This is a genomic window from Micromonospora sp. U21 (assembly GCF_018070045.1).
GTDB lineage: Bacteria > Actinomycetota > Actinomycetes > Mycobacteriales > Micromonosporaceae > Micromonospora.
In genome coordinates this window covers 1-25825 of record NZ_JAGPYK010000010.1, presented here as the reverse complement: position 1 = coordinate 25825, position 25825 = coordinate 1, and the positions used below count along the sequence as shown (strand labels likewise).

Here is a 25825-nt window from a genome sequence, read left to right as displayed (position 1 = left end):
CGCAGTCACCGGCGACCCGAATTGGCGCCACCGGGCCCGGTCACCACAGCGGCCAGTCACCACCGGTCGCCCACCGGACCGCCACCACGGCGGCGGCGATGCTCCAGCCACCGGCGGTGACGATGGCCACCCCGGTGGCCACCCCCCGGTCGCCAAAGCGCACGAGCACCAGGGCGGTCAGCCAGGCCAGCAGACCGGCCATCACCGTCCACCACGCGTAGCTGGCCACGTCGGTGCCGAGCAGACCGAACAACACCAGCCAGGCGGCTGCCGCCCCACCGCCGACGGCGACACCGCCGCCGGTGACCGGGTGCGGTTCGCGGTAGGTGGGGCGGGTCGGTGGCCCGGCCGGAAAGAGCCCCGAGGGGGTACGCGACGCCGGGCGTGCGACGGCGCCGGGATCCGGGCCGGGATCGGGCCGGGCGATGGTCACCGTCGCTGCCCCTCCCTCACTCGCGTCGCTCGTGCCCACGGTACCGGTCTGCCAGGATGACCGGATGCCCTCGCCGACGATCGGCCGCCGCGCGCGTCCGGCGTACCCGATCCTGCTGCTGCTCGCCCCGGTGCTGGCCGCCGGCTGCGCGACCACCCGGCCCGGCGTGTCACCGGACGGCGCCGCGCCGACGCCGCCGGCGGTCTGGGCGACCACCGTGCAGCCGGCGGCCCCGTCGGCCGTGCCGGCGCCGACCGGCCCCGCCCGACCGGCGCCGTCCTCGGCCGGGCCGCCGGCAACCGCACCCCGGGCCGGGCTGCGGCACGTCTTTCCGGTACGCGCCGACGACGTCGCGTATCACCCGACGCACGGCGCGTACCCGGCGACGGACCTCTTCGCCGACTGCGGTGAGCCGTTCGTCGCGGTGACCGACGGGACGGTGCTCGAGGTAAGTCGCACCGACCGGTACGACAAGCGCGGGCCGCAGGGTCCGGAGAACGGTGGCCTGTCGGTCGCCCTGCTCGGCGATGACGGGGTGCGGTACTACGGCTCGCACCTGAGCGTGGTGACCACCGGCATCGACGCCGGGGTGCGGGTGCGCGCCGGGCAGCAGCTCGGCAAGGTGGGCCGCACCGGCAACGCGAACAACGTCTGCCATGTGCACTTCGGCATCTCGCCGCCGTGCACGGGCAGGGACGGCTGGTGGATCCGGCGCGGGGTGCTCTGGCCGGCGCGCTACCTGGACTCCTGGCGGCGTGGCGACAATCGCGAACCGGCCGCCGAGGTGACCGCGTGGCAGCGCAAACACGGCTGCCCGAAGGCTCCCTGAGTGGCCCCGCAACGGCTAGGTTCGGTGGGATGAAGGCCCGGGACCCCATCGCCGACCTGCGCCGGATCGCGTTCCTGCTGGAGCGGGCGAACGAGGCCACCTACCGGGTGCGGGCGTTCCGGTCGGCGGCCAAGGCGCTGGCCGGCCTGCCGGCGGCCGAGGTTACCGAGCGGGCCGGCAACGGCACGCTCACCAAGCTGGCCGGGGTCGGTGACGTCACGGCCCGCTGCGTGGCGGAGTCGCTGGCCGGTGAGGAGCCGGTCTACCTGCGCCGGCTGGTGGCGACCGAGGGCAGCGACCTGGACGCCGAGGCGACGGCGCTCCGCGTCGCGCTGCGCGGCGACTGTCACACCCACTCGGACTGGTCCGACGGCGGCTCGCCGATCGAGGAGATGGCGCTGGCCGCGGTGGAGCTGGGCCACGAGTACATGGTGCTGACCGACCACTCGCCCCGGCTGAAGGTGGCCCGGGGGCTGACCGCCGATCGGCTGCGCCGTCAGCTCGACCACGTGGCGCAGGTCAACGCGGCGCTGCCGGAGGGTTTCCGGATTCTGACCGGGATCGAGGTGGACATCCTCGCCGACGGCTCGCTGGACCAGGACGAGGAGCTGCTGGCCCGGCTGGACGTGGTGGTCGGCTCGGTGCACAGCGGGCTGAACGACGAGCGGACGAAGATGACCCGGCGGATGCTGACCGCGGTCGCCAACCCCCACCTGGACATCCTCGGTCACTGCACCGGCCGGATGGTGTCGTCCCGCCCGGCCGGGGTGACCGGGCCGGGCGACCGGGGGCACCGGGCCCGGACCCGGGGGGAGAGCGACTTCGACGCGGACGCGGTCTTCGCCGCCTGCGTGGAGCACGACACCGCCGTCGAGATCAACTCGCGGCCGGAGCGGCAGGACCCGCCGAAGCGGCTGATCCGCCGCGCCCTGGAGGCCGGCTGCCTGTTCGCGATCAACACGGACGCGCACGCCCCCGGCCAGCTCGACTGGCAGCGGTTCGGCTGCGAGCGGGCCGCCCGCTGCGGCGTGCCCGCCGACCGGGTGGTCAACACCTGGTCGGCGAAACACCTCGTGGAGTGGGCCGGCGACCGGTCCTGAGCCGGCCGCCGGGGGGCCAGCCGGTGTGTCAGCGGCTGACCGGTTCGGCAGCGGGGGCGGCGGGGGCGCCGATGCCTTCCACCGGTCGCGGACGCCGCCGGCCGAGCACGCCCTGCGAGACCGCGACCCCCAGCAGCACGATCAGCGCGCCGACCGGCTGGTGCCAGTTGAGCCGCTCGTCGAGCGCGACGGCTCCGATCAGCACCGCGAAGATCGGGATCAGGTAGGTGACGGTGGAGGCGGTGCTCGCCCCGGCCACCCGGATGTTGCGCATGTTGATCACGAAGGCGAGACCGGTGCCGAGCGCACCGAGGGTCAGCACGCTGGCCACCACCTTCGCCGACAGGTCGGTGGGCAGCGGCGGCGCACCCGCGACGAACGGGGTGACGATGGCCAACTGGCCGGCGGCGAGCAGCAACTGTGCCGCGGAGAGCGACAGCCCGGAGTGGGTGCTGCCCGCGATGAACCGCTTCTGGTACGGGATGGCGACGCCGTAGCACGCGGCGGCGCCGAAGCACATCAACTGCCCGATGAAGTGCGCCCCGCCGATGCCCTCCCAGACCCCGAGCACCACGAGCACGCCCAGGAAGCCCAGCCCGAGCCCGACCGCGCGGCGCACGGTCAGCCGCTCGGTGCGGAAGACCAGCACCGCCAGCGGCAGCACGATCAGCGGCGTGGTGGCGTTCCAGATGCCGGCGAGCATCGACTCGACCCGCTGCTCGCCGTAGCCGAAGAGGGTGAACGGCACGGCCACGCCGAACGCGGCGACCACGAAGAGGTGCGCCCAGACCCGGGGCTCGCGGGGCAGTCGGTCGTGCAGCACCGCGAGCACCACCAGCAGGGTGAGCGCGCCGGCGACGACCCGGTAGAGGGTGAGCTGGACCGGGTGCAGCTCGGCCACCCCGATCTTGATGAACAGGAAGCTGGAGCCCCAGATGGCGGCCAGGGCGATGAATCCCGGCAGCCAGGCGCGCAGCGACGCCTTGTCAGGAGTGATGTCGGTGTTCACCCCTGACACTCTGCCCGAGGCGTACGACAAAGTCGCGCGACTTTCGGACACCATCTCCGGCCACCACGGTGCCGCCAACCGCTGGCTGAACACGACAAACGTCGTCGACACCGGGGCGGGTTGGTCACGTAGGGTCGCACCGTGGGACGAATTGATGAACTCGCCAACCGCTACGTCGCCGAGTGGGCGCCGTTGAGCCCGACCGGCGCCACCTACGTCGGCATCGCCGGCCATGACGATCAGCTGGACGACCTCTCGCCCGATGGTTACCGGGCGCGCGCAGACCTGACCCGCCGGACGCTCTCCGAGCTGGAGGTGACCGAGCCGGACACCGAGGCGGAACGGACCGCCAAGGAGGCCATGCAGGAACGGCTCGGCCTGGACCTGGCCCGGTACGAGGCCGGCGAGGCCACCAGCGAGGTCAACGTGATCGCCAGCGGGCTGCACGACATCCGCATGGTGTTCGACCTGATGCCGACCGCGACGTCCGACGAGCAGGCCAACATCGCCGCCCGGCTCAACGGCTTCGCCGGCGCGCTGGAGGGCTACAAGACCACTCTGCGGGAGGCGCTCGCCGCCGGCCAGATCAGCTCGAAGGTGCAGCTGGTCGAGGTGGCCAAGCAGTGCGACATCTGGGTCGACCCGACCGGGGACAACTTCTTCCACGGGCTGGTCGAGCGGCTGGGCGCGGACGGCACGCTCGGTGCCGAGCTGCGCCGGGGCGCGGCGGCGGCCACCGCGGCGACCGCGGAGTTCGGCCAGTTCCTGCGCGCCGAACTGGCGCCGCACGGGCGGGACAAACAGGCTGCCGGCCGGGAACGCTACGAGCTCGCCTCGCAGTACTTCCTCGGCGCCAAGGTCGACCTGGACGAGACGTACGCCTGGGGCTTCGCGGAGTTGGCCCGCCTGGAGGCGGAGATGCGCGTCGTCGCCGGGCGCATCGCGGGCCCCGGCGCCAGCGTCGACGAGGCCGTGGCCGCGCTGGACGCCGACCCGGCGCGGACCATCCAGGGCAAGGAGGCGTTCCGGGACTGGATGCAGGCGCTCGCCGACAAGGCGATCAGCGAGCTGCACGGCACCCACTTCGACATCCCGGAGCAGGTCCGCCGGATCGAGTGCTGCCTCGCCCCGACCAGCGACGGCGCCATCTACTACACCGGGCCGAGCGAGGACTTCTCCCGCCCGGGTCGCATGTGGTGGGCGGTGCCGCAGGGCATCACCGACTTCTCCACCTGGCGGGAGGTGACCACGGTCTACCACGAGGGCGTGCCGGGTCATCACCTCCAGGTGGCGCAGACCGCGGTCCGCGCCGACCTGCTCAACCGCTGGCAGCGGCTGCTCTGCTGGGTCTCCGGGCACGGCGAGGGGTGGGCGCTCTACTCGGAGCGGCTGATGGACGAGCTGGGCTACCTGGAGGACCCGGGCGACAAGCTGGGCATGCTCGACGGCCAGGCGATGCGCGCGGCCCGGGTGATCGTCGACATCGGCATGCACCTGGAGCTGGAGATCCCGAAGGACAACCCGTTCGGCTTCCACCCCGGCGAGCGGTGGACGCCGGAGCTGGGCTGGGAGTTCATGCGGGCGCACTGCCGGGTGCCGGACGAGAACCTGCGTTTCGAGCTGAACCGCTACCTGGGCTGGCCGGGGCAGGCGCCCTCGTACAAGGTCGGTGAGCGGATCTGGCTCCAGGCCCGCGAGGATGCCAAGGCCCGCAAGGGCGCGGACTTCGACCTGCGGGAGTTCCACCGGCAGGCGTTGGACCTGGGTGCACTGGGCCTCGACCCGTTGCGCAAGGCGCTGGCCCGGCTCTGAGCCGGTGACGACTCCGGGTGCCGGCGGTGCGACAGGTCCGCTGGCACCCGGAGCCGAGGTGACGGGGTGCGCCGCTCAGCCGAGGGTCAGCGCCAACGACGGCCGGGCGGTCAGCGTGTCGCTGCTGACGTACGCCAGGTCCATGACGGGCTCGGTGAACGTGATCGAGAACGGCAGGGTGACCGGGATGCCGTCCGGCAACGGCAGGTCCGGGGTCAGAGTCAGCTTGACACCGAGCAGCTTGCCGACGAACCGGGTGGCGTAGAAGGCCACGTCACCGCGCACGGTCAGCCGGTCGGTCGCGTACCGCTGGCTGCGCCCGTCGGGACCGTCCGCGCGCAGCAGGAAGTCGTCGGTCACCGCCTCCCGCATGCTGAACTTCAGCACCTTGAGGTAGCCCTTCTCGGACTGCAGCTCGGTGGTCCCTTCGAACCGAAGCCCGGTCATGGTCACCGAGGACCCGGTGAGCTTGGACGGCGTCTGCGCCACCTTCGGCAGGCCTGGATCGGCGGCGATACGCGGCAGCGGCCTGCCCGGTTCCACCGGGCCCGGCCTGCCCGGGTCCACGCCGCCCGGCTTGCCCGGTCGGCCCGGAGTCGACGGCGGGCACGCGGTGGCCCCCGGGTGGGTGGCCGACGGCGTGCCGGTTGGCTTCGCCGACGGCGTGGCGGTCGGACTCGCCGATGGAGTCGGAGTGTCCTCTCCGCGTCCACCGGTCAAGAGGTCCCCGATCCCGTCCAGAATGTCGGTGATCAGGTTGCCGTCCGAGCTGCGCTCCGGCTCCGGGCTCGGGCTGGCCGTGGGCGTCGCCGTGGGCGCGCTCCGGCTCGGCGACGGGGTGACGGTCCGGGACGGGGTGGGACAGGCGGTCGCGGCGGGCCGGCTCGGGGCAGCCTGCACGGGTCGGGGCTGGGTGGCCAGTCCGGCGGCGGCGAGGCCGAGCACCACCAGGGCGACGCCGAAGGAACGCGGATCGACGGAGCGTCCCGGCCACTCGGGCGGTGCCCCAGCGTCGGCCGTCGGCTGGTCCGGCCGCGCGTGGGCCCCGCCGGCCCGCTCCGGGTCGACCGGCTCGACGTCGGACTGCTCGGCTCCGTCCTGTCCCACGTCGGACTGCTCGGCGTCGGACTGTTCCGTGACGGGCGGAGCGGGTCGGGTGGGCGTCCAGGCGAAGGCGAGTGCGCTGCCGATCATGCCGAGTAGCAGACCGACGAAGAAGCCGCCGAGGTTGAGCCCGATCAGTGCGTAGACGGTGGTGACCGCCGCGACGATCGAGTAGAACAGCCGCTGCGCCGGGCTGAGCCAGAGCAGCAGGCCACAGGTCACCAGGATGACCGGGATCAGCAGCGAGAGCAGGCCGGTGGCTCCGCTGTGGAAGCTCAGGCCGTTCAGCGTCATCCGGGTGGAGGCGAACATCTCCACCCCGGCCAGGACGGTGAACAGACCGCCCCAGAACGGCCGGCTCCGCTGCCAGCGGCGGAAGATCCGCCACGCCTGAACCGGACCGCCGGGCCGGGCGTGGGACGGGTTGTCGGTGGTCACGTACTCCTCCTGGCGGAGCGGGGACGGGGACACGGACGTGGCCCGCGATGGTCGGGCACCGCGGGCCACGGCTCAGCTCAGAAGCACTCCTTGCCCTTGGCGTCGTCGCCCACGTTCACCTTCAGCCGGAGTCCGACCAGGTTGAAGGTCGCCGCCGTGGTGTACCGGGACACCTGCCGGAGGTTGGTGATGGTGACGTGGTCGGAGTTCTGACCGAACGAACCGGCCTTCGCCGTCGGGTTCAGGTCGGTCGCGTCCCGCCCGATCTTGATGTTGGTGAACGTCGCGTTGCCGTTCAGCGAGTCCATCGCGATCAGCAGGTCCTTGGCCCGGGCGGGGTCCTTGCCCTCACCGGCGTTGATGGTGAGCACCACCGGCAGGCCGGGCAGGTCGGCGCGGACGGACTGGCAGAGGCTGTACAGCTCGGCACTGCTGATCTCGGAGAGGGCGATCGGGTGGACCTCGCCGGCCTTACCGTCCTTGCCCTTCTCCCGGACGATGCCGCCGTACTGCTTGAAGCCGTCGCCCTCGAGGCGCTCGGCGCCGATCTTGAACGTCTGCCCGGACACGGTGATGTCGGAGGCGATCGCGCCGGTCGACATCCCGAACAGGATGGCGCCGGCGGCGGCCGTGGCGGGCACCATCATGGCGGCGAACCGCCGCCACCGGGTACGACCCTGATTGTCAAACCGATCCTGCACGGGTTCCTCCTCAACCGGATGCGCGCGGGTGGCCGGTCCCGGACAGGCGGCCCGCACCGGGCCCGTCATCTGTTACCGGCGGGTAACGATCGAGCCTGATCGTGCACCCGTCGCGGTGCAGCTCACAACCCCCCTGATTACCGGGCGGTAACACGAGGGTGACCCACGAGCAGGACGACGTCACCGAACGTCGAAGTCACCATGCGGCGAGAAGCCCTAGGGAGTGACAAAGGTGGCATAACCTCGGGTCGGAAAAACGGAGAGTCGCAGAGCATCGACGGATTACAATTAAGTAACGGATGTAAAGTGCGCAGGTCGGAGACCCGCTCGCCCATAGCCCGGCAACCGGGAACCAGCCGGCCCCCGGTGGACGCCCGGGTGCCCTAGGGTTTCGGCGTGGATCTCAACGACGTGCGACGCGACTGGACCAAATTGGGCACTGAGGATCCACTGTGGGCCGTCCTCGTTCAGCCCGGCAAGCGGGGCGGGCAGTGGGACGTCGAGGAGTTCCTGGCCACCGGCCGCGCCGACGTCGAGGAGACGACGGGCTGGCTTCGCGAGCTCGGCCTGCCGAATCGCTGGGAGCGGGTGCTCGACTTCGGCTGCGGCGTCGGACGGCTGTCGCAGGCGCTCGCTCCGCACGCAGGCGAAGTTGTCGGTGTGGACATCGCCCCGCCCATGCTGGAAGCCGCCCGACGACTGAACCGGAGCGCCGGGAACATCCGGTTCGTCCTGAACAATGCGCCGGACCTGAGCCAGTTCCCCGACGGCCACTTCGACCTGGTCTACAGCGCCCTGGTGTTGCAGCACCTGCCGCGTCACGCCATCGACCACTACCTGGCCGAATTCCTGCGCGTGCTGCGACCGGGCGGCATCGCCGTCGTGGGGTTGCCCACCGAGCCGGCGCGTACGGCCAGAGGCATCATCTGGCAGGTGGCACCCTTCCGCCTGATCAGCTGGGCGCAGCGCCACCTGCTCAACTATCCGGCGCCGATGAACATGACGGCCGTACCGCACGCCGACATGGTGCGGCTGATGGCCGCACACGACGGGGACATCGTCGGGCATCGGCGGGATCTGCGGTACAGCGAAGACTGGGTGAGCATGCGGTACGCGGTGCGCCGCGCCCAACCGATCCACCCGCCGGACCACCTCTGACGACCGGACACATGGCTGGTACCGCTGGACGACTCAGGGGTGGACCAATCGCGGTCCACCCCTGAGTCGTACTTCCTGTCGTACCCGTTAGCGCTGCTCTACCTCGCCGGGCGCCGGGCGCTGGGTCGGCACCGTCGGATCCTCGGACTTCCAGTTCGTTGACGCTGGCGGGATCTCGTCGGTCAGCGGACCGCCCGCGGCCTCGGTCCTGGGCTGCCCGGCGGTCTCCGTGTCACGTACCGGTTCCTGGTCCACCCGAGTCTCGGCGGGGTCGGCGGCCGGTGCGGCGGCCGCCGCGGCGGCGCGGTGCCGGGCGTTACCGCCGTTGCCCCGCGTCACCAGCCAGACGCCGACGACGAGAGCGAGCAGGCCGAGGGCACCGGCGGCGATCGGGCCCCAGAGACTGATCAGGCCGATCTTGAAACGATTGTCCTTGGCCGTCTTGACGCTGTTGCTGACCGTCTCGTCGGTGTAGTTGAAGTCCGCGTCCAGCAGAACGGTGGGGCTGCCGGTGTTCGGGCGCAGCTCCTTGCGCTGCTGCTCCCGAACGTTCAGGTACGAGCCGGTCACCGGGTCGACCCAGAGCGTCCGGGTGTTGCTGTAGACGATCTGGCCGCTCGTGGCGCCGGGAGCGAACTTGCCGATCAACGTCTGGAGGCTGCTCTCCGGGGTGGTCAGCGCCTCGTTCTCGATCCGCTGCTCGAAGCGGTACGCCTCGACGCCCTTGACCTTCTCGGTACCGGTGAACTTCGCCGGGAGTGCCCGCTTCAGATCACGGTCGAAGACCTGGTAGTCCCGCTTTCCAGTGCCGAACGGGAACTTGTAGATCTGGCCGGAGTAACTCACGTTGCCGACCGGTGTCTCATCTGCCCCGGTCTCGTTGAGCCACTGGTCCTTCCACGGGGCGGCGGCACCGGAGATTCGGTAGAGCGCGAGCTCGGTGCTGTACTGGCTGACCACATCCTCGTTGTCGGCACGCCTGACCGTCTGGTAAACGTCCCAGATCACCGCGTCGCCCTTGAGTTCCTTCGGCAGCCGCTCCTTCGTGTCGTCCGGCTGCGGAATGACCTCCACGTTGGACAGCAGGGTGGCCTGCGGGACCTCGATGCTCACCGAGCTTCCGGTGGCGGTGATCTTCAGGAACCTGGCGTCCTTCGCTTCGGCGATGGACGTCGTCGGTTCGAGGTCATAGGGGAGCTTTGTCACGGCGGGGGCCACGTAGAACGGCAGCCCGGCCGCGAAGACCAGCAATAAGACGCCGAGCCCGAAGAGCGCGGCGCCCACGCGAAGCTTCACTCATCCTCCTGTAACCTGCCGCCCTACGACCTGTTGTCCGGGGCACCCGATCCTTAACATGGCGGGAGGTTACTCCCCGGTCACCTTCAAAGCGACCCCCTGGATGTCCAGATGTCCACAGCCGCCGCGCCAACCGCGTCGGAGCCTTCGGTCACCGGCCGACTCCCCGCGCTCGACGCGCTGCGTGCGATCGGCGCCATTGCGGTCGTCGGTCACCACGTCGGATTCCAGACCGCCGTCACCATGAACGCCCAGTGGGGCGGCTGGCTCGCTCGGCTGGACGTCGGCGTCGCCATCTTCTTCGTGCTCTCGGGATTCCTGCTGTTCCGGCCCTGGGCTTCCAACATCGCGACGGGCCGGCCCCGGCCGCGCGCCGCGCGGTATCTCTGGCGTCGGGGTCTGCGGATCCTGCCGGCCTACTGGCTGGCGGTGGTGGTCTGCCTGATCGTCCTGCCGCAGAACCGGCCGGTCTCCGCCGGTGACTGGATCCGGCACCTCACCTTCACCCAGATCTACGAGGCCGGTCAGCTGCGCTACGGGCTCAGCCAGACCTGGAGCCTCGCCACCGAGGTCGTGTTCTACCTGATCCTGCCGCTGGTCGCCGCGCTCGCCGTGGGGCGGTCATGGCGTCCTGTCCGGACCGTCATGATTGCCGGCGCGGGAGTGTTGGTGACGGCGGGCTGGCTTACCCTGATGGCGATCGGCCGGCTCGACATGGGCCTGCACACCACGTGGTTCCCCTCGTACGCGGGCTGGTTCAGCGCGGGCATGGCCCTGGGTGCGGCGCACGTCGCGCTGCGGACCGGGACCGCGCCCGCCGTCTTCCGGGTACTGGACGACCTCGCCTCGGCGCCGGTCGCCTGCTGGGTGGCGGCCGCCGGCCTGCTGGCCATCGCAACGACGCCCGTCGCCGGCCCCCGCGACCTCGCCGGACCGACAGTCGCCGAGTTCGCCGTCAAGCTGACTCTGTACGTCGCGATCGCGTCGCTGATCCTGATTCCGGTGGCATTCGGTGGGCCGACCCGGGTCAAGCAGGCCCTCAGCAGCGGCCCCTCCCGGTGGCTCGGCGTGGTCTCCTACGGCCTGTTCCTCTGGCACCCGCTGGTCCTGGAGCTCATCTACCTGCTGGACGACCGGCCGCTGTTCACCGGCGGGCTGCTCAGCACCTTCGCCCTCACCATGCTCTTCGGTCTGGCGTACGCCGCGGCCAGCTACTACGGCGTCGAGCGACCCATCCAGCTCCTCGGCTCGCAGCGGGGCCCCGGGCCGCGTGGGCCCGAGCCGGTGTCCGCCGCCGCAGCGGCCTCCCCGGGCCCTCCGCCCACCGTCGAAACGGGCGCTGCGGCACCGACGGCCGGCACGTCAGGCTGAGCGGCGCTGGCTTCTCGGGGATTGCCGGCCGCGACTCCCAGCCCCTAGTGTGACGCGCGTCGCTAAATTACCTGAGAGTAGGGTTCGCGTGCAGCGTTGCGTCGACGTGCCGGGGCACGTGCTGTTTCTCAATTGGCGGGACACCCGCAACCCTGAGGGTGGCGGTTCTGAGGTGTACGTGGAACGCGTCGCCGCCGAGCTCGTGGCGCGCGGTTTCCGCGCCACGTTGTTCTGCGCCGCCCACACCCAGGCCCCCGCAGACGAGGTCAACGGGGCGGGCGTACGGCTGGTGCGCCGCGGCGGCCGGCACACGGTCTACCTCTGGGCGGCTCTCTGCTACCTGGCCGGCGCGCTGGGCCTGGGTCCGCTGGCGGCGCGTCGGGGCGGCCGGCCCGACGTCCTGGTCGACGTCTGCAACGGCCTGCCGTTCCTCGCTCCGCTGTGGGCACGGCGACCGGTGGTCCGGCTGATCCACCACGTGCACCGCGAGCAGTGGCCGGTGGTCCTCCCGCAGTGGGCCGCCCGGATCGGTTGGTGGGTCGAGTCGTCGCTCGCCGTACGCCTCTACCGGCGGTGCCGCTACGTCACCGTCTCCGAGGCCACCCGGAGGGAGCTGGCCACCCTCGGCGTACCGCCGGAGCAGTGCGCGGTGGTGTACAACGGCACGCCCGGGCTGCCCCGCACCGACGCCGAACGGTCGCCGTTCCCGCTGCTCGTGACGCTGGGCCGGCTGGTGCCGCACAAGCGGGTGGAGGTGGCGCTGCGGGCGGTGGCCGCCCTGACCGACGACCTGCCTCAGCTACGGCTGGTCGTCGCCGGCCAGGGCTGGTGGGAGCCGCACCTGCGAGAGCTCGCCGCAGAGCTGGACATCACCGAGCGGGTGGACTTCCGGGGCTTCGTGACGGAGGAGGAGAAGGCCGCCCTGCTCGCCTCGGCCTGGGTGGCGCTGACCCCGTCGCTCAAGGAGGGCTGGGGTCTGACGATCGTGGAGGCGGGATCGGCGGGTACGCCCACGGTGGCGTTCCGGGAAGCCGGCGGCGTCGCCGAAGCGGTCGTCGACGGACGCACCGGCCTGCTGGCCGACGACATCGACGACTACCTCGCGAAGGTGCGCCTGCTGCTGCACGAGGACGAGATGCGGCGAGAGATGGGCGTCGAGGCCCGGGAGCACGCGGCGAGCTTCACCTGGCAGGCCGCGGGTGGACGCTTCGCGGCCCTGCTGGAGGGCGCGGAATCGCCCCGCCCGGTACAGCGGCGGGGCGAGCCGTCCTACCTGGTGCCGTAAACCTCGGGGGCGTACGGGTCCTGCTTTCCGGCCCGCTTGGCCGCTTCCGAAACGTTCCTGGCCTCGGTGGCGGCCTCGTCGTCGGTGGCGGTCGCGGCGGCCGAGAGCCCACCGAGGGCCAGGATCCCCAGCAACGCCGCCACCAGGCCGGACACGACCAGGGTCAGGGTTCTACGCATGCCAATCCTCCAATGGCGAGACGTGCGAGCGGACGTTACCACGCGGTAGGCCGCCGGTGTAGCGCCGAAAAGATGGCAGCCACGCACAACAAGAGGGCAGCACCCAGCGCCGCCACCACAGCCCACCGAGCGTGCCCCGACGCCACCGGCCCGGACGACACAGCCGGATTGCGGTAGAGCGTCAGGAACGGTCCCTCGTGGACGATCTGGAGGTCGGCGAGCGCGGCCGGGTCCACGCTGCCGGGGAGATGGTGCTGCACCACCACCCAGCGCACGCCGGTGGCCGAGACGGGCCGTCCGTCGGCCAGCAGCCGGCGCACCTCACGAAGCCGTGGATTCTCACCGGCCACCGCGACGTCGCCGACCCGGAGCGTGTCGTCGGTCAGCACCGTCCCGGGCAGGTAGCGGGGCGCCGGGTCCAGGACGACCCGGCCGGGGTTCCACGGGTACGCCCGGTAGGCACTCAGCGGCAGCGCGAGGATCTCACCCGGTTCGTCGGCCACACGCTCGGCGACCACCCGCCAGTCCGCCGGATAGTTCACCGGACGAAGCCGACCGGCACCGCCGAACGCGAGATCCGGCATCACGGCCACCGGCAGGAACAGCAGGCCGACCAGGACCACCCCCGCCACCTCCCGGTCGATCCGGGCCACCAGCCGCTCGGCACCCAGCGCCGCGCAGACCACCAGCAGCAAGGCGTACGGGGCCAGGAGCTTCTGGCCATCGCGGAGCAACCCCGCCCCCGGCAGGTGCACCACCGCCCAGCGCAGCGCGGCGTCCCCGCCGGGGAGCACCCCGAGGGCGGCCAGGAGGTAGGCGGTGCCGGCGAGCAGCGCCAGCCGCACCGCCGCGCCCGGGGGCAGCCGGCGGCGCAGCAGCCCGGCACCGACGCCGGCCAGGATCAGCAGTACCAGGGTCGCCAGCGGCACCAGCGGGGCGGCGCGACTGGCGGGCGTGGCCTGCGCGTTCCAGATGCCGCCGGTACCCGCGAGCGCCACCAGCGGGCCGGCCCAGTTCTCGGAGCGCGTCGCGAACGCCGCCACCCCGGCCGGGTCGGAGGAACCGCCGGCACCGGTCACCAGGGCTGCGGTCACCCAGGGGGCGTTCAGCAGCGCGACACCGGCCACCGCGAGTGCCGATCGGCGCGGGCGCGTCCGGTCGGGAACGAGCAGGATCACCGTGCCCAGCGCGATCAACCCGCCGGTCGGGGTGATGGCGGCCGGCGCCGCGGCGAGCACCACCCGGGCGAGCGCGCCGTCGCGTCCCGCCCGCAGGTCCAACGCGGCCCGCACCAACCAGGGCAGGGCGGCGTACGCGATGAGCAGCCCCCACTGCCCGATCAGCAGCCGCTCGGCGAGGTAGGGCGCCCACGCGTACGCCACCGCGGCGAACAGCCGGACCGCACGCCGATCGGTCGGCACCAGCCGGCCGGCGCCGACCGCGGCCAGGACGATGGCCCCTCCGAGCACCAGCCTCTGCACCAACCAGCCCGGGACGAGCTGAGTGACCAGCGAGACCAGCGCGTCCATCGGCACCGCCCGGGGCAGGCTCTGCGCCGGGGCGACGAGATCCCAGCTCAGCGGCTGGCGGGGTACGAACACCATGTCGTACAGCAACGCGTACCCCGGTGCCGCGAGCGGGGCGAGCACCAGCACCGTGACGACCGCCGCGACGGCGTACAGCGGCAGCGTGTCCCGGGCCGGCCGGCTCGGTGGGGGGTCGACGCCGACGTGTGGCTCAACCATTCACGGTGCCGGCACCGCCCGGCCGACGGTGAGCAGATTGGTGCACACCCCCACTGCCGGGCCCTGGATGGTGACCTCGACGGCGCTCCCGGCACCCTCCAGCAGGAAGAACACCTCGTTCAGCCCGCGCCGCAGGGTGATCTCCCGGGCGGCGTTTCCGAGCCGGACCACTGCGGTGGAGTCGCCCGAGCTGAGGTAGCCGAAGTGCAGCACGTACGGCCACTCCTCCAGGTACCCGTCCAGCGGGATCCGGGCGGGCCGGCCGCTCTCCGCCAGGTGCCCACAGTCGGGCACCGGACCGGGCAGGATCTTTCGCCCCTGGACCGCGACCGGACGGATCCGGCCGTTCTCGTCGAACATCGACGGCTTCTCGGCCTCCGTCACGAACGTGGGCCGGCGGTCCGCCGGGCGGAAGAAGTGCGACTGGAGGTTGTCCGGCCAGAAGTACCCGGCGACGACACGGTCCGGGACGGTGGCGTCCAGAAAGACCGTCCCCGGCGGCGCGGCGGCCAGCTCGGCCTGCGCCGTCGCGAGGTACTCCCGTCCGTGCTTGGTACTCCAGTTGTCCCCGAATCGGGCCGTGCTCCACAGGGTGCCCACCCCGATGGTGGCCAGAAGGACGATCATCGAGACCAGGCCGACCGCGAAGGCGCCCGGTTCCCGCAGGACGGTGGGCACCGGCCACGTAGCCACGTCGTCCTCGTTGGCGTCCCTCGTCCCGAGCAGGGCCACACCGACACAGATCGCCGCGACCAGCATCACGTCGGCGACGTACCGGGGGATGATGCCGACGAGTGGGCCGAGCGGGCCGCCGAGCCGGGTGACGGCGAAGAGCGTGGCGACCAGCCCGAGGTAGCACACGAGCAGCAGCCAGGCCCGACCGGCCGACGGGCGCAGCCGGACAGTGACCACGACGAGCGCCACCAGCACCGCCCAGGACAGCCACTTGGCGACGTCATACGGGTAGACGAGCGGAGGCCCGTCGCCGGCGTACGTCCAGCGCCAGGGCCCCCCGAGCAGACCCGGTACGACGGTGTCGCCGACCAGGTCACCGAGGAAGCTGAGGACCTGACCAACCGATGTCGGTTCGTCCAGTTCGCGAGCCGGGCGGGTCAGGTAGAACGCCAGGTACGCCCCCGAGAGCACGCCGAGCACGAGCCACGCCGGCCAGTGCCGGCGGATCGCCGTCACCAGGCTGCGCCACGCGCCGCCCGACGTGAAGAGGAAAACGCTCAGCAGGAACAGCAACGGCACGATGAGCAGTGCCTTGGTGTCGAAGAGCAGGCCGAAGACCACCCAGAGGGCGACCACCACGAGGTGCCGCAGGCGGCCGGTTCGCACATACCGGACGTGGGCCGCCACCGCCAGCACCAGGGCCAACTGCACCGGCAGCACGAGCAGCCCGACCAGCCACAGCGAGGACACCTCCAGCGTCAGCGGGCTGAATACGTACAGGCACAGCGGGATGAGCAGGCCCCAACCCGGCCGGAGCAGGTCACGCAGCAACCGGTAGAGGGCGATGCCGACCGCCGCCTGGCCAACCGCCAACAGCAGCACCCACGGCCAGCTGACGAAGCCGGCCGCTCGCACCATCGCCCACGCAACCAGCAGGCCGCCCGGCATGAGGTGGTTGTTGAAGGTACGCAGGAGGTAATCCGCGTCCAGCCGCGTGTCGAGGACCTGGGCGGCGATCACGAACTCGTCCTGGGAGAACCAGCCACGGGTGGCGAGGCCGGCGCGCCAGGCGACGGACACGACGATGAGGGCCATCGCGACCGCACGCACCCGGTCGGCCCGGAGCCACCGGCCGAACGGCCCCGGTCCGTCGCCATCGGAGGCGGCGGCTACCGGATGCGTCTCGGCCTCAGCTTCTGGCATTGACATGGTCGGCAGCCTGCCACACGCTTACACGCCGTGGGGACGGCCGTTCGCCCGATAACGCCACCGCAGTGCCCCAGGTCGCCCGTCCGTGCCCGGTCCGGATAACGTCGCGCGACAGTCGTCGGTTGCCGGTGCGCGTCCGGCCGGCGCAGACAGGAGCCGAAATGCGTGCAGAGGTCACCAACGGTGCTGCTCCGGGATCCAGTCGCACCCGGCGTACAGCCCGGCGGTTCCGGCACCTGGCCATCTGCATCGCGCTCACCGCCCTCGCCTTCCAGCAGGCCCCGGGGCTGATCGTCCCGGACACCAAGGTTGATCTGAGCGTCAACCCGGCCGGTTGGCTGCTCCGATCGCTGCACCTGTGGGACCCCACCGGCACGTTCGGGCAGCTCCAGAACCAGGCGTACGGATATCTGTGGCCGATGGGTCCGTTCTTCCTGCTCGGAACGGAAGCCGGCCTCGCGCCGTGGGTGGTCCAGCGGCTGTGGTGGGCACTGCTCTTCTGTGTCGCGTACCTGGGTGCGGTGCGGCTGGCCGGGCGGCTCGGCATCGGCACACCCGCCGGCCGCATGATCGCCGGTGTCGCCTTCGCACTGTCGCCCCGGATCCTCACCCAGTTCGGCTGGGCCTCGGTGGAGTCCTGGCCGAGCGCCATCGCCCCGTGGGTGCTCATTCCGCTGGTGGGCCTCGCCCGCGGCACGCCGCTGCGGCGCGCCGTCGCCGGGTCGGCCGTCGCCGTCGCCTGCGCTGGCGGAGTCAACGCCACGGCCGTGGCCGCGGTGGTGCCACTCGCCCTGCTCTGGCTCGCCACCCTCCAGCCCGTACGCCGCCGCGTAACCGCCATCGCCGCCTGGTGCGGCGCGGTCGCCCTGGCCACGGCGTGGTGGCTGGTTCCGCTGCTGATCCTCGGGCGGTACAGCCCACCGTTCCTGGACTACATCGAAACCGCGCGGAACACCACCAGCGTCACCGACGGGGTGACCACGCTCCGTGGCGCCTCGTACTGGGTCGCCTACCTGGGCAGCCCGTTCGGAGCGACCATCCCGGCCGGCGCACGGCTCGCCAACGAGCCGCTGCTGATCGCCGCCACTCTGGCGGTCGCGGCCCTCGGTATCCTCGGGTTGTCCCGGCGCGGCATGCCGCACCGCCGGTTCCTGGTCACCGGCCTGGTGCTCGGCGCCGCGCTCGTCGGTCTCGGGCACGTCGGCGACCTGCCGAACATCCTCGCAGGGCCGCAGCAGGAGTTTCTCGACAGCGCCGGCGCCCCGCTGCGCAACGTGCACAAGTTCGATGTCCTGCTCCGCCTGCCGCTGGCGCTCGGCGTGGCGCACCTGATCGGCCTGGTCGTCCGCGCGGCGCGCACCGCGCCCGCGCAGCACCGCCCGCGAACCGTCGCACGCGCCTGGGTCACGGCCGTAGCGGCCATGGCGGCGGTCGCGGCGGTCGCTTCGCCAGCGCTCGCCGGCGGGCTCGCCACGCCGGGTGGTGTCAAGGAGGTGCCCGGCTACTGGCACGAAGCCACCGACTGGCTCGACGCGCACGCGGGGCGGGGGCGGGTGCTCGTCGTCCCCGGGGCACGCTTCCCGTCATACGACTGGGGTAGCACCACCGACGAGATCACCCAGCCGTTGCTGGACAGCCGGTGGGCGGTGCGCAACGCCATCCCCTTCACCCCACCCACCACGATCCGACTCCTGGACGCGATCGAGTCGACGCTTGCCACCGGCTCCGGGTCCACCGGCCTGGCCGACCTGCTCGCCCGCTCCGGAATCAGCCACGTCCTGTTCCGCGCCGACCTCGACCACGGCCGCTCCGACACGGCCCGCCCGGCGGTGGTCCGCCAGGCGTTGGAACGCTCACCCGGGCTGACCCGCGTCACCGGCTTCGGCCCGTTACGCGGCGGACCCTCGGCCCCCGACGAGTTCCGCGACCAGGGACTCGACGTACCCGTACGGGCGCTGGAGGTCTACCAGGTCGACCGGCGTGTCGAGCCGGTGGTCGCCTACGACCGTGACGATGTGACCACCGTCGTGGGCGGCCCGGAGTCACTCCTCGACCTCGCCGAGGCGGGCCAACTGAGCGCGGCGCCCACGATCCTGGCGGGCGACGCACCGGCCGGTGACGTCACCGGGTCGGTCGTCATGACCGACGGGCTCCGCAAGCGGGACGTGTCGTTCGGCCGGCTCCGCGACAACGCTTCTCAGACCCTCACCGCCGAAGACACCTTCGAGGTGTCGGCGCCCGCGCACGACTACCTGCCCGAGTGGGGGGCGGAGCAGTCCACCGTCGCCCGTTTCGAGGGCATCAGCACGATCCGCGCGTCGACCGCGCGCTCGCAGGTGGACTCCCCCGGTGGCGCCCGCCCTGAACACCAGCCGTACGCGGCGATGGACGGCGACCCGGCAACCTCCTGGCAGTCCGCGCCGCACTCGCCGAGCGACCAACAGTGGATCAAGGTGAGCCTCGCGAACCCGACGCGGGTCACCCGGGTGGAAGTTCGGTTCGACCTGAAGGCCGACTCCCTGCCGACGGCGGTGACCGTCACGGCCGGCTACGAGAGCAGGACCATCGAGCAGTTCACCGATCACATGGTCTTCGACCTGCCCGGTGTCCACGCGACCCGCGAGGTTGAGATCTCGGTCGACGCCGCGTTCGGCCTCCGCCCGCTCGGCGCCGGGACGGTGGGCATCGCCGAGATCAGCATCCCCGGCATCCGGACCAGCCGTACGCTCCAACTTCCCGCCGCGCCGGCCACCAATCGGCCGGCGACCGTCGTCGTGTCGGCGGCCCCCACCACACCAGCCTGCTTCTCCGTCGACGGGCGGCCCCGCTGCTCCAACGATGCCGTCCGCGGCTCCGAGGACGGGTCCACCATCGACCGGACGCTCACCCTGCCCGCCGACGGGGCGTACGCCCCCACGCTGTGGGCGCGGCCGACGCCCGGCCCGGCCCTGGACGCGGCGCTCGACGAGCTGGTGACCGACGCCCAGTCGCTGCGCCTCGCACCACAGGTCAGCGCCTCCTCGACGGCCGTATCCGACCCGACTGGCCGGCCCGGCGCGGTGCTCGACGGGGACCCCACCACCAACTGGTCGCCGGCGGTCAGCGATGAGGCACCGATCCTGCGCCTCAAGTGGCTCAAGCCGCGGGTCATCAGCGGGCTCCGCTTCTCCGTCGATCAGGCGACCGCCGCCACCCGGCTCGGCAGCGTCCGGGTGGTCGGTGACGACGGTTTCCGAAGTAGCCTGCTGGGCGACGACGGCGTGCTCACCCTGGACCCACCGATGCGGACCGACGAGGTCACCATCCAGTTCCTCGACAAGCCGTCCGCCTCCAGCACCGACCCGTACCGGTTGCGGCTGCCGGAGTCGTTGCCAGTCGCGGTCGGCGAGGTGACCGTGCTGCCGGGGGCGCCGACGATTCGGCCACGCCTCGACGCGCCGCTGAAGCTGGCGTGCGGATCAGGTCCGACGCTTGGGGTCGGCCGGGCCCGGGTGACCACGACGCTCCGCGGCACGCTGCGCGACCTGCTGGAGCTGCGGGAGATGGCGGTCGCGCCCTGCGGACTGGACACGCCCCGGCAACTGAAGCTGGGCCGTGGCGAGCATCGCCTCGTCACCACACCGAGCGCGCTGGCCGCGCCCACCCTGGTCGCCCTGGTGCCGCAGGCGGCCGCCCCGGCCCCGGCGGTGGCTTCCAGCGCCATCGAGGTCAGGTCCTGGGCTGCCACTGAACGACGGGTACGGGTGTCCGACCACCCCGTCGACCGTGTGTTCGCCGTCCGGGAGAACACCAATGCCGGCTGGCGGGCGACCATCGGCGGGCGGACGCTGAAGCCGGTGGTCGTGGACGGCTGGCAGCAGGGCTGGATTCTTCCCGCCGGCACGTCGGGGGAGGTGGTGCTGCGCTTCGCCCCGGACGCGACGTACCAGGCGGGTCTGCTGGTCGGCGGCATCCTGCTGGCGGCAGTGGTCCTCCTCGCGGTACTGCCCGCCCGACGGCCCACCGGGCTCACCCCGTCGGCCGCCGTGCCACGCGGCCGACGCCGGGTCACCCGGTCGCTGCCGCTGCTGGCCGTGGGAGCCACCGCGCTGGTGCTGTCGAGCGGCCTCATCGGCGGCCTGCTGGTCGCGGCGGGGTTCATGCTGGCCGTACCCGGCCCGCGCCGCCTGCCCTGGACGGCTGACCCACGGCGGGCCAGGATGATCAGCCGAGCGGTCGAGACGTGGCTCCCCGGCGCACTCGTCCTGCTTGTCGGGTGGCTCTACCTCGGTTCGGAGCAACGGCACACCGACGCCTTCTCGCAGCTCGCGATCGTCGTCGCCCTGGGTGCTCTCTGGCTCTCCACAGCCGCCCGGCGACGACCCGTACCGACCACGGGCGGGCCGCTGGCGCCTCCGACCGATCCGGCCGGCTCGGCGAAGTCGGCGGCTCCCGTGGTGCCGGAGCAGCAGACGCCGGACGAGGCCTCCTCGGCTCCGGCCGACGGGCATGTTCCCAACCTCTCCCAGATCACGTGAGCCCTCGGCGACCGGCGCGTTCGGAGCGGGCGGGAGGACGCGACACCGGCCTGGGCGTGGCGGGGGCCGCCGTCACCCTGGCCGGCGTCCTCGTCAACGGCCTGGCGTACCTGGTGCCGGTGCTGGCTGCCCGACGGCTCGACCCGGCCGACCTCAGCGCGCTCGCCACCGCCCTCGGTCTGGTGGCCATCGCCGGCGTGCCCGGGCTCGGTCTGCAACTGGCCGTCGCCGTGCATCACGCGCGGCACGGCTCGTCCGACACCCGGCGACTCACCGCGGTGACCGCGGCTGTGTGCGCGGGAACGCTGGTCCTGGCCACTCCACTGCTGGTCGCCGCGCTGGACCTCCCGGTCGAGGTGCCCACGCTGCTGGCGGTCACCACGGCGGCGGTCGTACTCTCCTCCCGTCCATTGGGGGAGTTGCAAGGCAGCCAGCGCTTCCTGCGACTCGCCGCCGGGATGGCCCTCCTCGCCGTGGGCCGCTACAGCGGGGTGGTGGCAGGGCTGCTGCTCGATGCGGGACTGACCGGCTCGCTCGCCGCCGGCGCGCTCGCCGCCGCGCTCGCCCCTGCGGTGCTGGCGCGACTCGCGCGCACACCCGGACGCCGGTCCACCGCACCGGCCGTGCCACGGCTGACCGCCGCCCAGGTGGTCGCCGGCTGCGGCGCGACCCTGGCGATGCTCGTCATCTCCTACGCCGATCTTTTCCTCGCCCGGCAACTGCTTTCCCCGTCAGGGGCAGGTGCCTACTCGATGGGCACGGTATTGAGCAAGGGCGCGCTCTGGGCGCCACAGGTCGCCGCCGTCCTGGCCCTGCCACGCCTGGCGCGAGGCGACCGCCGCAGTCACACGGTGGCGCTCGCGGTGACCGGCGGGTGCGGCCTGGTTCTGGTGCTCGCGTCGACGCTCGCCGGTGGGCTGGCCTTCCGCCTCGTCGGCGGACCCGACTACACCCACCTCGGCCGGTACGCGCCGATCTTCGCCGCGGTCGGTGCGCTCTACGCGGTAGCGTTCGTGCTGCTCAACGCTCGCCTGGCGGCCGGCGTACGGTGGGCAGCCGCACCGCTGTGGGTGGGCGCGGCCGGCCTGGTGACCATCGTGGCGACCGTACGGCCGCGCACCGTCTCCGATCTCCTGCTCGCGGCTCTCGGCACGGCACTCCTCACGACCTTGATCATGGCGGTGACCGCCCGTCGGTCCGGTCCGGCGCCGGCGCCGGCGTCCATGGAACCGGTCATCGCACCCCGTCGGGCTGACCGGGTCAGTCGTCCGCGAGCCAGTCGTGCAGCAGTTGGTGGTCGATCGAGTCCACCCGACCGAGCGGACGACCCGCCACGATCCGCTCCCGCAGTTCCGCCCGGGTGAACCAGCGTGCCTCCAGCAGCTCGACGCCGTCGACGCATATCTCCTCGGACCCGGCGGTGACCCGAAAGCCCACCATCAGGCCCGCGGGGAACGGCCAACCCTGCGATCCCTGGTAGGTCACGTCGGTGACGGTGACACCCGCCTCCTCGGCCATCTCCCGGCGGACCGCGTCCTCCAGGCTCTCGCCCACCTCGACGAAGCCGGCCAGCGTCGAGTACGAACCCTCGGGCGCACCAGCGTGCCGGGCCAGGAGGCAGCGCTCCGGCACACCCGGCCGACCGGGCGCCTCGACCAGCACGATGATCGCCGGTTCGATCCGGGGAAACAGCAGCCGCCCGCACTCGTCGCCGGTGCACGTCCGGACGTGCCCGCCGCCGCCAGCGACAGCCGGCGAACCGCACGCGCCGCAGTACCTCTGCTGCCGGTGCCAGTGCAGCAACCCCCGCGCGTACGCCTGCACGGCTGCCTCTCCCGGCTCGAGCCGCCCGACCAGCGCCCGTACGTCGACGGCCCGCGCCGCACCAGCCATCTCGATGGCGGACTGCTCGCTGAGCGCGGACAGGTCCGCGGCGAACACGGCGGCGGCCCCGTCGAGCCCCAGGAAGACTGCCTCGCCGGCGGCGGACCGGACGAGGGACGCCCGTTCCGCGGTCAGCCGCACCGGGCCGTTCCCGTCGACGAGACAGCGGTCCCGCCACAGCGGCAGCACCACGGTGGTCGCATCGGTGAGCAGTGCGCTCAGCCGGACCGGATCGGTGCGCAACTCGCCCGCCCGGTCCAACCACCCGCCGCCGTACGCCAACACCCGCTCCGCAGTGTTCACAGCGTCACCGTGCCACGTCAGCGGTCCCCCGCGGGGGCCACCCCCCGCCCCGCCCGACACGCCGGGACGACACGCGGTACCGGCACCGGTGGGCGCAGCCCGCGAGGACGGCCCGGCATTCGTTACCGTAGGGCCTCCGGGAGGGGGGACCTCCCGCAGCACCTGGCGATCGAGGTTGCAGTGACGCTGTACGGCGAAAAGAGCCCACCCGCCGACGACCGGCCCACCGTGCAGGTCACCGCGGTCACCTGGCCGGACGACGGGCCGGGGCCGGACACGGTGCCCACCGGGAAGCCGGAGGGCGACCCGCGCCGTCCGCGGCGGGTGCGGATGCTGCTCGCCGCCGGCGTCACCGGCGGCGTGCTCGCCGCCGTCGCGGGCGCTGGCGCCTGGGCGTACGCCGGGGACGTTCCCCGCGGCACCAGCGTGCTCGGCGCCGAGCTGGGTGGCCGGAGCCGCACCGATGCCCACCGGGAGCTCCGGGCGGAGCTGGACCGGCGGGCGGCTACCCTCGCCGCGCCGCTGGGGGTCACCGTCGGGGAGCGCACGGCCGAGATCAACCCCACCGACGTGGGGCTGGTCGTCGACGTCGCGGCCACCGTGGCGGCCGCCGCCGAGGCCGACGCGCACCCGGTCAGCCGGCTGGTCGGCTCCCGCACCGTCGACCCGGTCGTCACCGTCGACGTGGATCGGCTGGACACCGCGCTCCGCAAGGTGCTCGGCGACCAGGCCCGCCCGATGACGATGCCGGCGATCACCTACCAGGGCACCACGCCGAAGGTGGTCCAGCCCAAGCCGGGGCTGGCGTTCGACCCGCAGCGCTCCGCCGACGCTGTTCGCGCCGGGTGGCTGACCGGCGCCCCGGTCACCGTTCCGCTGGTGGAGAGCCAGCCGGCGACCACCGCCGACGAGTTGAACCGGCTGGTCACCGAGTTGGCGAAGCCGGCGGTGGCCGCACCGGTCACCCTGCGCAGCAACAAGGGTTCGGTGAAGATCCCGCCCTCCGCCATCGCGAAGAGCCTGCGGTTCAGCGCCGACAAGGCCGGCAAGCTGACCCCGACGGTGGACGTCAAGCGGCTGCGCTCGGCTCTCGGCGACGACCTGGACGCCATCGAGGTGCCGCCGAAGGACGCGACGATGACCATTTCCGGTGGCCGGCCGAAGGTCACCGAGGGGCGACCCGGGCAGCAGCTGGACACCGCCACCCTGGGCCGTGACCTGCTGGCCGTGCTGCCGAAGTCGGACGGCCGCGAGGTGACCGGCGAGCTGAAGCCGACGCCGCCCGAGCTGACCGCGGAGAAACTGGCCGGGCTGGGCATCAAGGAGCGGGTGTCCACCTTCACCACCCGGTTCACCGGGGGCATGGCCTCCTCGCGCAGCCAGAACATCGCCACGATCGCCAGGGAGGTGGACGGCACGCTCGTGCTGCCGGGGAAGACGTTCTCACTGAACGGTCACACCGGCGAACGCGGCTACGCGCAGGGCTACCGGGACGCACCGGTGATCCTGGACGGCAAGCTGGTGCCGGGGGTCGGGGGCGGCACCTCGCAGTTCACGACCACGCTGTTCAACGCCACCTACTACGCGGGGCTGGAGGACGTCGAGCACAAGCCGCACTCGTACTGGTTCGACCGGTACCCGGCAGTCATCGAGTCGACCATCTTCTGGCCGAACCTGGACTTCAAGTTCCGCAACAACACCCAGTACGGCCTGCTCATCGACACCTCCTACACGTCGAGCACGATCACCGTGTCGATCTGGAGCACGAAGATCTACGACAGCGTGAAGACGGAGTACGGCCCGCGCCGCAACATCACCACGCCGAAGCTCATCCACCTCGAACCAGGCCCGACGTGCATCCCGAGCAACGGCATCAACGGCTTCACCCAGGACGCCTTCCGGGTCATCAAGAAGGGCGGGGCGATGGTCAAGCGGGAGAAGTTCACCTGGCGCTACGACGCGGAGCCCCGCTACGTCTGCGGCCCGAAGCCGTCCTGAGCGTCGGTGAACCGTCGCACGACCCGGGTGCTGAGGACCGCTGTGGCCACGGGCAGGGTCGGGGAGCCCCTGACCAGTAGCCTGGCGCCACGCCGGCGACCGATGACTACGACGACCTGGTGCTCGGCTCGTTGGAGGGTTACCAGCGTGTGGTACGCCGGGTGGCGGACGACTTCGCCCAGCGCGGCGCCGTGGTGGAGCCGCTGAGCGTGGATCTGAACGACCTCGACAACGTGATGGTGAGCTACAAGCTTGCGGGGGCAGGCGGGGGACGGCGCCCTCAGCCTCCCTGTGACCAGCGACCTCGAGCAGGCCGTCGTCGAGTTGGCGGACACGTTGCAGGAGAAGGAGTTCGACGAGGGCGACACGACCTGGCCCGACTGCACGGCTGGCCACACCCATCCACCTACCGCGGCTGTGGTCGACGGCGTCGCCTGCTGGCAGTGCCCGCGGAGTCAGGCGGCTCTCTCCCGGATCGGATAGCCACTGGCGTCCAGGCCGGCTCCGGTTCTGGGTGCCGAAATGCGTCAGGGCCACCCCATTTCTGGGGTGGCCCTGACGAATGTTTGTCCGGCGGCGTCCTACTCTCCCACACCCTCACGAGTGCAGTACCATCGGCGCTGGAGGGCTTAGCTTCCGGGTTCGGAATGTAACCGGGCGTTTCCCCTCCGCCATGACCGCCGTAACTCTATCGACATGTCAAACAACACCACACAGTGGTCTGTTGTTCGTTCATCGAGAGTTGCACAGTGGACGCGTAGCAGCTTAGTAGTCAAGTC

The 25825-nt window shown here is 72.1% G+C and carries 19 protein-coding genes and 1 rRNA gene; 10 read left to right on the top strand and 10 right to left on the bottom strand.

All coding sequences use genetic code 11. The features are described 5' to 3' along the window. Positions 1 to 40: 40 nt before the first annotated feature. Positions 41 to 433: a hypothetical protein gene (locus tag KBX63_RS15560; RefSeq protein ID WP_374102224.1), complete on the bottom strand. Its 393-nt coding sequence runs from the start codon at positions 431 to 433 to the stop codon at positions 41 to 43. On the opposite strand from KBX63_RS15560, the gene KBX63_RS15555 reads away from it, so the two are divergent. Beyond that, positions 426 to 1262, top strand: coding sequence for a peptidoglycan DD-metalloendopeptidase family protein (locus KBX63_RS15555; protein ID WP_374102223.1), 837 nt, complete (start codon positions 426 to 428; stop codon positions 1260 to 1262). The two genes, KBX63_RS15560 and KBX63_RS15555, sit on opposite strands and share 8 nt — an antisense overlap. Before the next feature lie 29 nt (positions 1263 to 1291). Beyond that, positions 1292 to 2362: a PHP domain-containing protein gene (locus tag KBX63_RS15550; protein ID WP_210911963.1), complete on the top strand. Its 1071-nt coding sequence runs from the start codon at positions 1292 to 1294 to the stop codon at positions 2360 to 2362. 28 nt (positions 2363 to 2390) lie between these two features. On the opposite strand, the gene KBX63_RS15545 is transcribed toward KBX63_RS15550, so the two are convergent. Next, on the bottom strand, positions 2391 to 3371 hold the full coding sequence (locus KBX63_RS15545; protein WP_210911962.1) for a DMT family transporter: 981 nt from the start codon (positions 3369 to 3371) through the stop codon (positions 2391 to 2393). Between the two features lie 141 nt (positions 3372 to 3512). On the opposite strand from KBX63_RS15545, the gene KBX63_RS15540 reads away from it, so the two are divergent. Further along, positions 3513 to 5183 (top strand): DUF885 domain-containing protein, encoded by a 1671-nt coding sequence (locus tag KBX63_RS15540; protein WP_210911960.1) that lies wholly within the window; start codon positions 3513 to 3515, stop codon positions 5181 to 5183. A 75-nt stretch (positions 5184 to 5258) separates the two neighbouring features. On the opposite strand, the gene KBX63_RS15535 is transcribed toward KBX63_RS15540, so the two are convergent. Both KBX63_RS15535 and KBX63_RS15530 read right to left on the bottom strand, forming a co-directional pair. After that, positions 5259 to 6725, bottom strand: a complete 1467-nt coding sequence (locus KBX63_RS15535; RefSeq protein ID WP_210911958.1) for a DUF6114 domain-containing protein — start codon at positions 6723 to 6725, stop codon at positions 5259 to 5261. A gap of 77 nt (positions 6726 to 6802) precedes the next feature. Further along, complete coding sequence (locus KBX63_RS15530) at positions 6803 to 7426, bottom strand: DUF6230 family protein (RefSeq protein WP_210911956.1); 624 nt, start codon at positions 7424 to 7426, stop codon at positions 6803 to 6805. A gap of 396 nt (positions 7427 to 7822) precedes the next feature. Here KBX63_RS15530 and KBX63_RS15525 point away from each other — a divergent pair, with 396 nt between their 5' ends. Next, on the top strand, positions 7823 to 8584 hold the full coding sequence (locus tag KBX63_RS15525) for a class I SAM-dependent methyltransferase (RefSeq protein WP_210911954.1): 762 nt from the start codon (positions 7823 to 7825) through the stop codon (positions 8582 to 8584). A gap of 87 nt (positions 8585 to 8671) precedes the next feature. Here the strand turns inward: KBX63_RS15525 and KBX63_RS15520 are convergent, their stop codons facing one another. Continuing rightward, positions 8672 to 9880: a DUF3068 domain-containing protein gene (locus KBX63_RS15520; RefSeq protein WP_210911953.1), complete on the bottom strand. Its 1209-nt coding sequence runs from the start codon at positions 9878 to 9880 to the stop codon at positions 8672 to 8674. Positions 9881 to 9991: 111 nt separating this feature from the next. Here KBX63_RS15520 and KBX63_RS15515 point away from each other — a divergent pair, with 111 nt between their 5' ends. Together KBX63_RS15515 and KBX63_RS15510 are read left to right on the top strand one after the other, a co-directional pair. Next, positions 9992 to 11251, top strand: coding sequence for an acyltransferase (locus KBX63_RS15515; RefSeq protein ID WP_210911951.1), 1260 nt, complete (start codon positions 9992 to 9994; stop codon positions 11249 to 11251). A gap of 88 nt (positions 11252 to 11339) precedes the next feature. Next, complete coding sequence (locus tag KBX63_RS15510; protein ID WP_210911950.1) at positions 11340 to 12536, top strand: glycosyltransferase family 4 protein; 1197 nt, start codon at positions 11340 to 11342, stop codon at positions 12534 to 12536. Here KBX63_RS15510 and KBX63_RS15505 read toward each other — a convergent pair. The 3 genes from KBX63_RS15505 to KBX63_RS15495 are packed head-to-tail and all read right to left on the bottom strand — an operon-like array spanning position 12521 to position 16338. Continuing rightward, positions 12521 to 12715: a hypothetical protein gene (locus KBX63_RS15505; RefSeq protein ID WP_210911949.1), complete on the bottom strand. Its 195-nt coding sequence runs from the start codon at positions 12713 to 12715 to the stop codon at positions 12521 to 12523. The genes KBX63_RS15510 and KBX63_RS15505 overlap by 16 nt on opposite strands. Before the next feature lie 35 nt (positions 12716 to 12750). Beyond that, positions 12751 to 14460 carry a hypothetical protein gene (locus KBX63_RS15500; protein WP_210911948.1) on the bottom strand — a complete coding sequence of 570 codons (1710 nt, stop codon included), beginning with the start codon at positions 14458 to 14460 and terminating at the stop codon, positions 12751 to 12753. Further along, positions 14461 to 16338 carry a hypothetical protein gene (locus KBX63_RS15495; protein WP_374102227.1) on the bottom strand — a complete coding sequence of 626 codons (1878 nt, stop codon included), beginning with the start codon at positions 16336 to 16338 and terminating at the stop codon, positions 14461 to 14463. A gap of 167 nt (positions 16339 to 16505) precedes the next feature. On the opposite strand from KBX63_RS15495, the gene KBX63_RS15490 reads away from it, so the two are divergent. Both KBX63_RS15490 and KBX63_RS15485 read left to right on the top strand, forming a co-directional pair. Next, positions 16506 to 20861 carry an alpha-(1->3)-arabinofuranosyltransferase gene (locus KBX63_RS15490; protein ID WP_210911944.1) on the top strand — a complete coding sequence of 1452 codons (4356 nt, stop codon included), beginning with the start codon at positions 16506 to 16508 and terminating at the stop codon, positions 20859 to 20861. After that, entirely contained in the window at positions 20858 to 22225 is a 1368-nt protein-coding gene (locus KBX63_RS15485; protein WP_210911943.1) for a lipopolysaccharide biosynthesis protein, read from the top strand. Before KBX63_RS15490 ends, KBX63_RS15485 begins: the two co-directional genes overlap by 4 nt. On the opposite strand, the gene nudC is transcribed toward KBX63_RS15485, so the two are convergent. Further along, positions 22122 to 23048 (bottom strand): NAD(+) diphosphatase, encoded by a 927-nt coding sequence (gene nudC / locus KBX63_RS15480; RefSeq protein WP_210911941.1) that lies wholly within the window; start codon positions 23046 to 23048, stop codon positions 22122 to 22124. The genes KBX63_RS15485 and nudC overlap by 104 nt on opposite strands. 180 nt (positions 23049 to 23228) lie before the next feature. Between nudC and KBX63_RS15475 the strand changes: the two genes are divergently transcribed. Both KBX63_RS15475 and KBX63_RS15470 read left to right on the top strand, forming a co-directional pair. Continuing rightward, complete coding sequence (locus KBX63_RS15475; RefSeq protein ID WP_210911933.1) at positions 23229 to 25046, top strand: VanW family protein; 1818 nt, start codon at positions 23229 to 23231, stop codon at positions 25044 to 25046. Between the two features lie 291 nt (positions 25047 to 25337). Then, a complete protein-coding gene (locus tag KBX63_RS15470) occupies positions 25338 to 25529 on the top strand; it encodes a hypothetical protein (RefSeq protein ID WP_210911924.1) in 192 nt (63 codons plus the stop codon). Positions 25530 to 25614: 85 nt separating this feature from the next. Here the strand turns inward: KBX63_RS15470 and rrf are convergent. Beyond that, positions 25615 to 25731: ribosomal RNA gene (gene rrf / locus KBX63_RS15465) — 5S ribosomal RNA — on the bottom strand. Between the last annotated feature and the right edge of the window lie 94 nt (positions 25732 to 25825).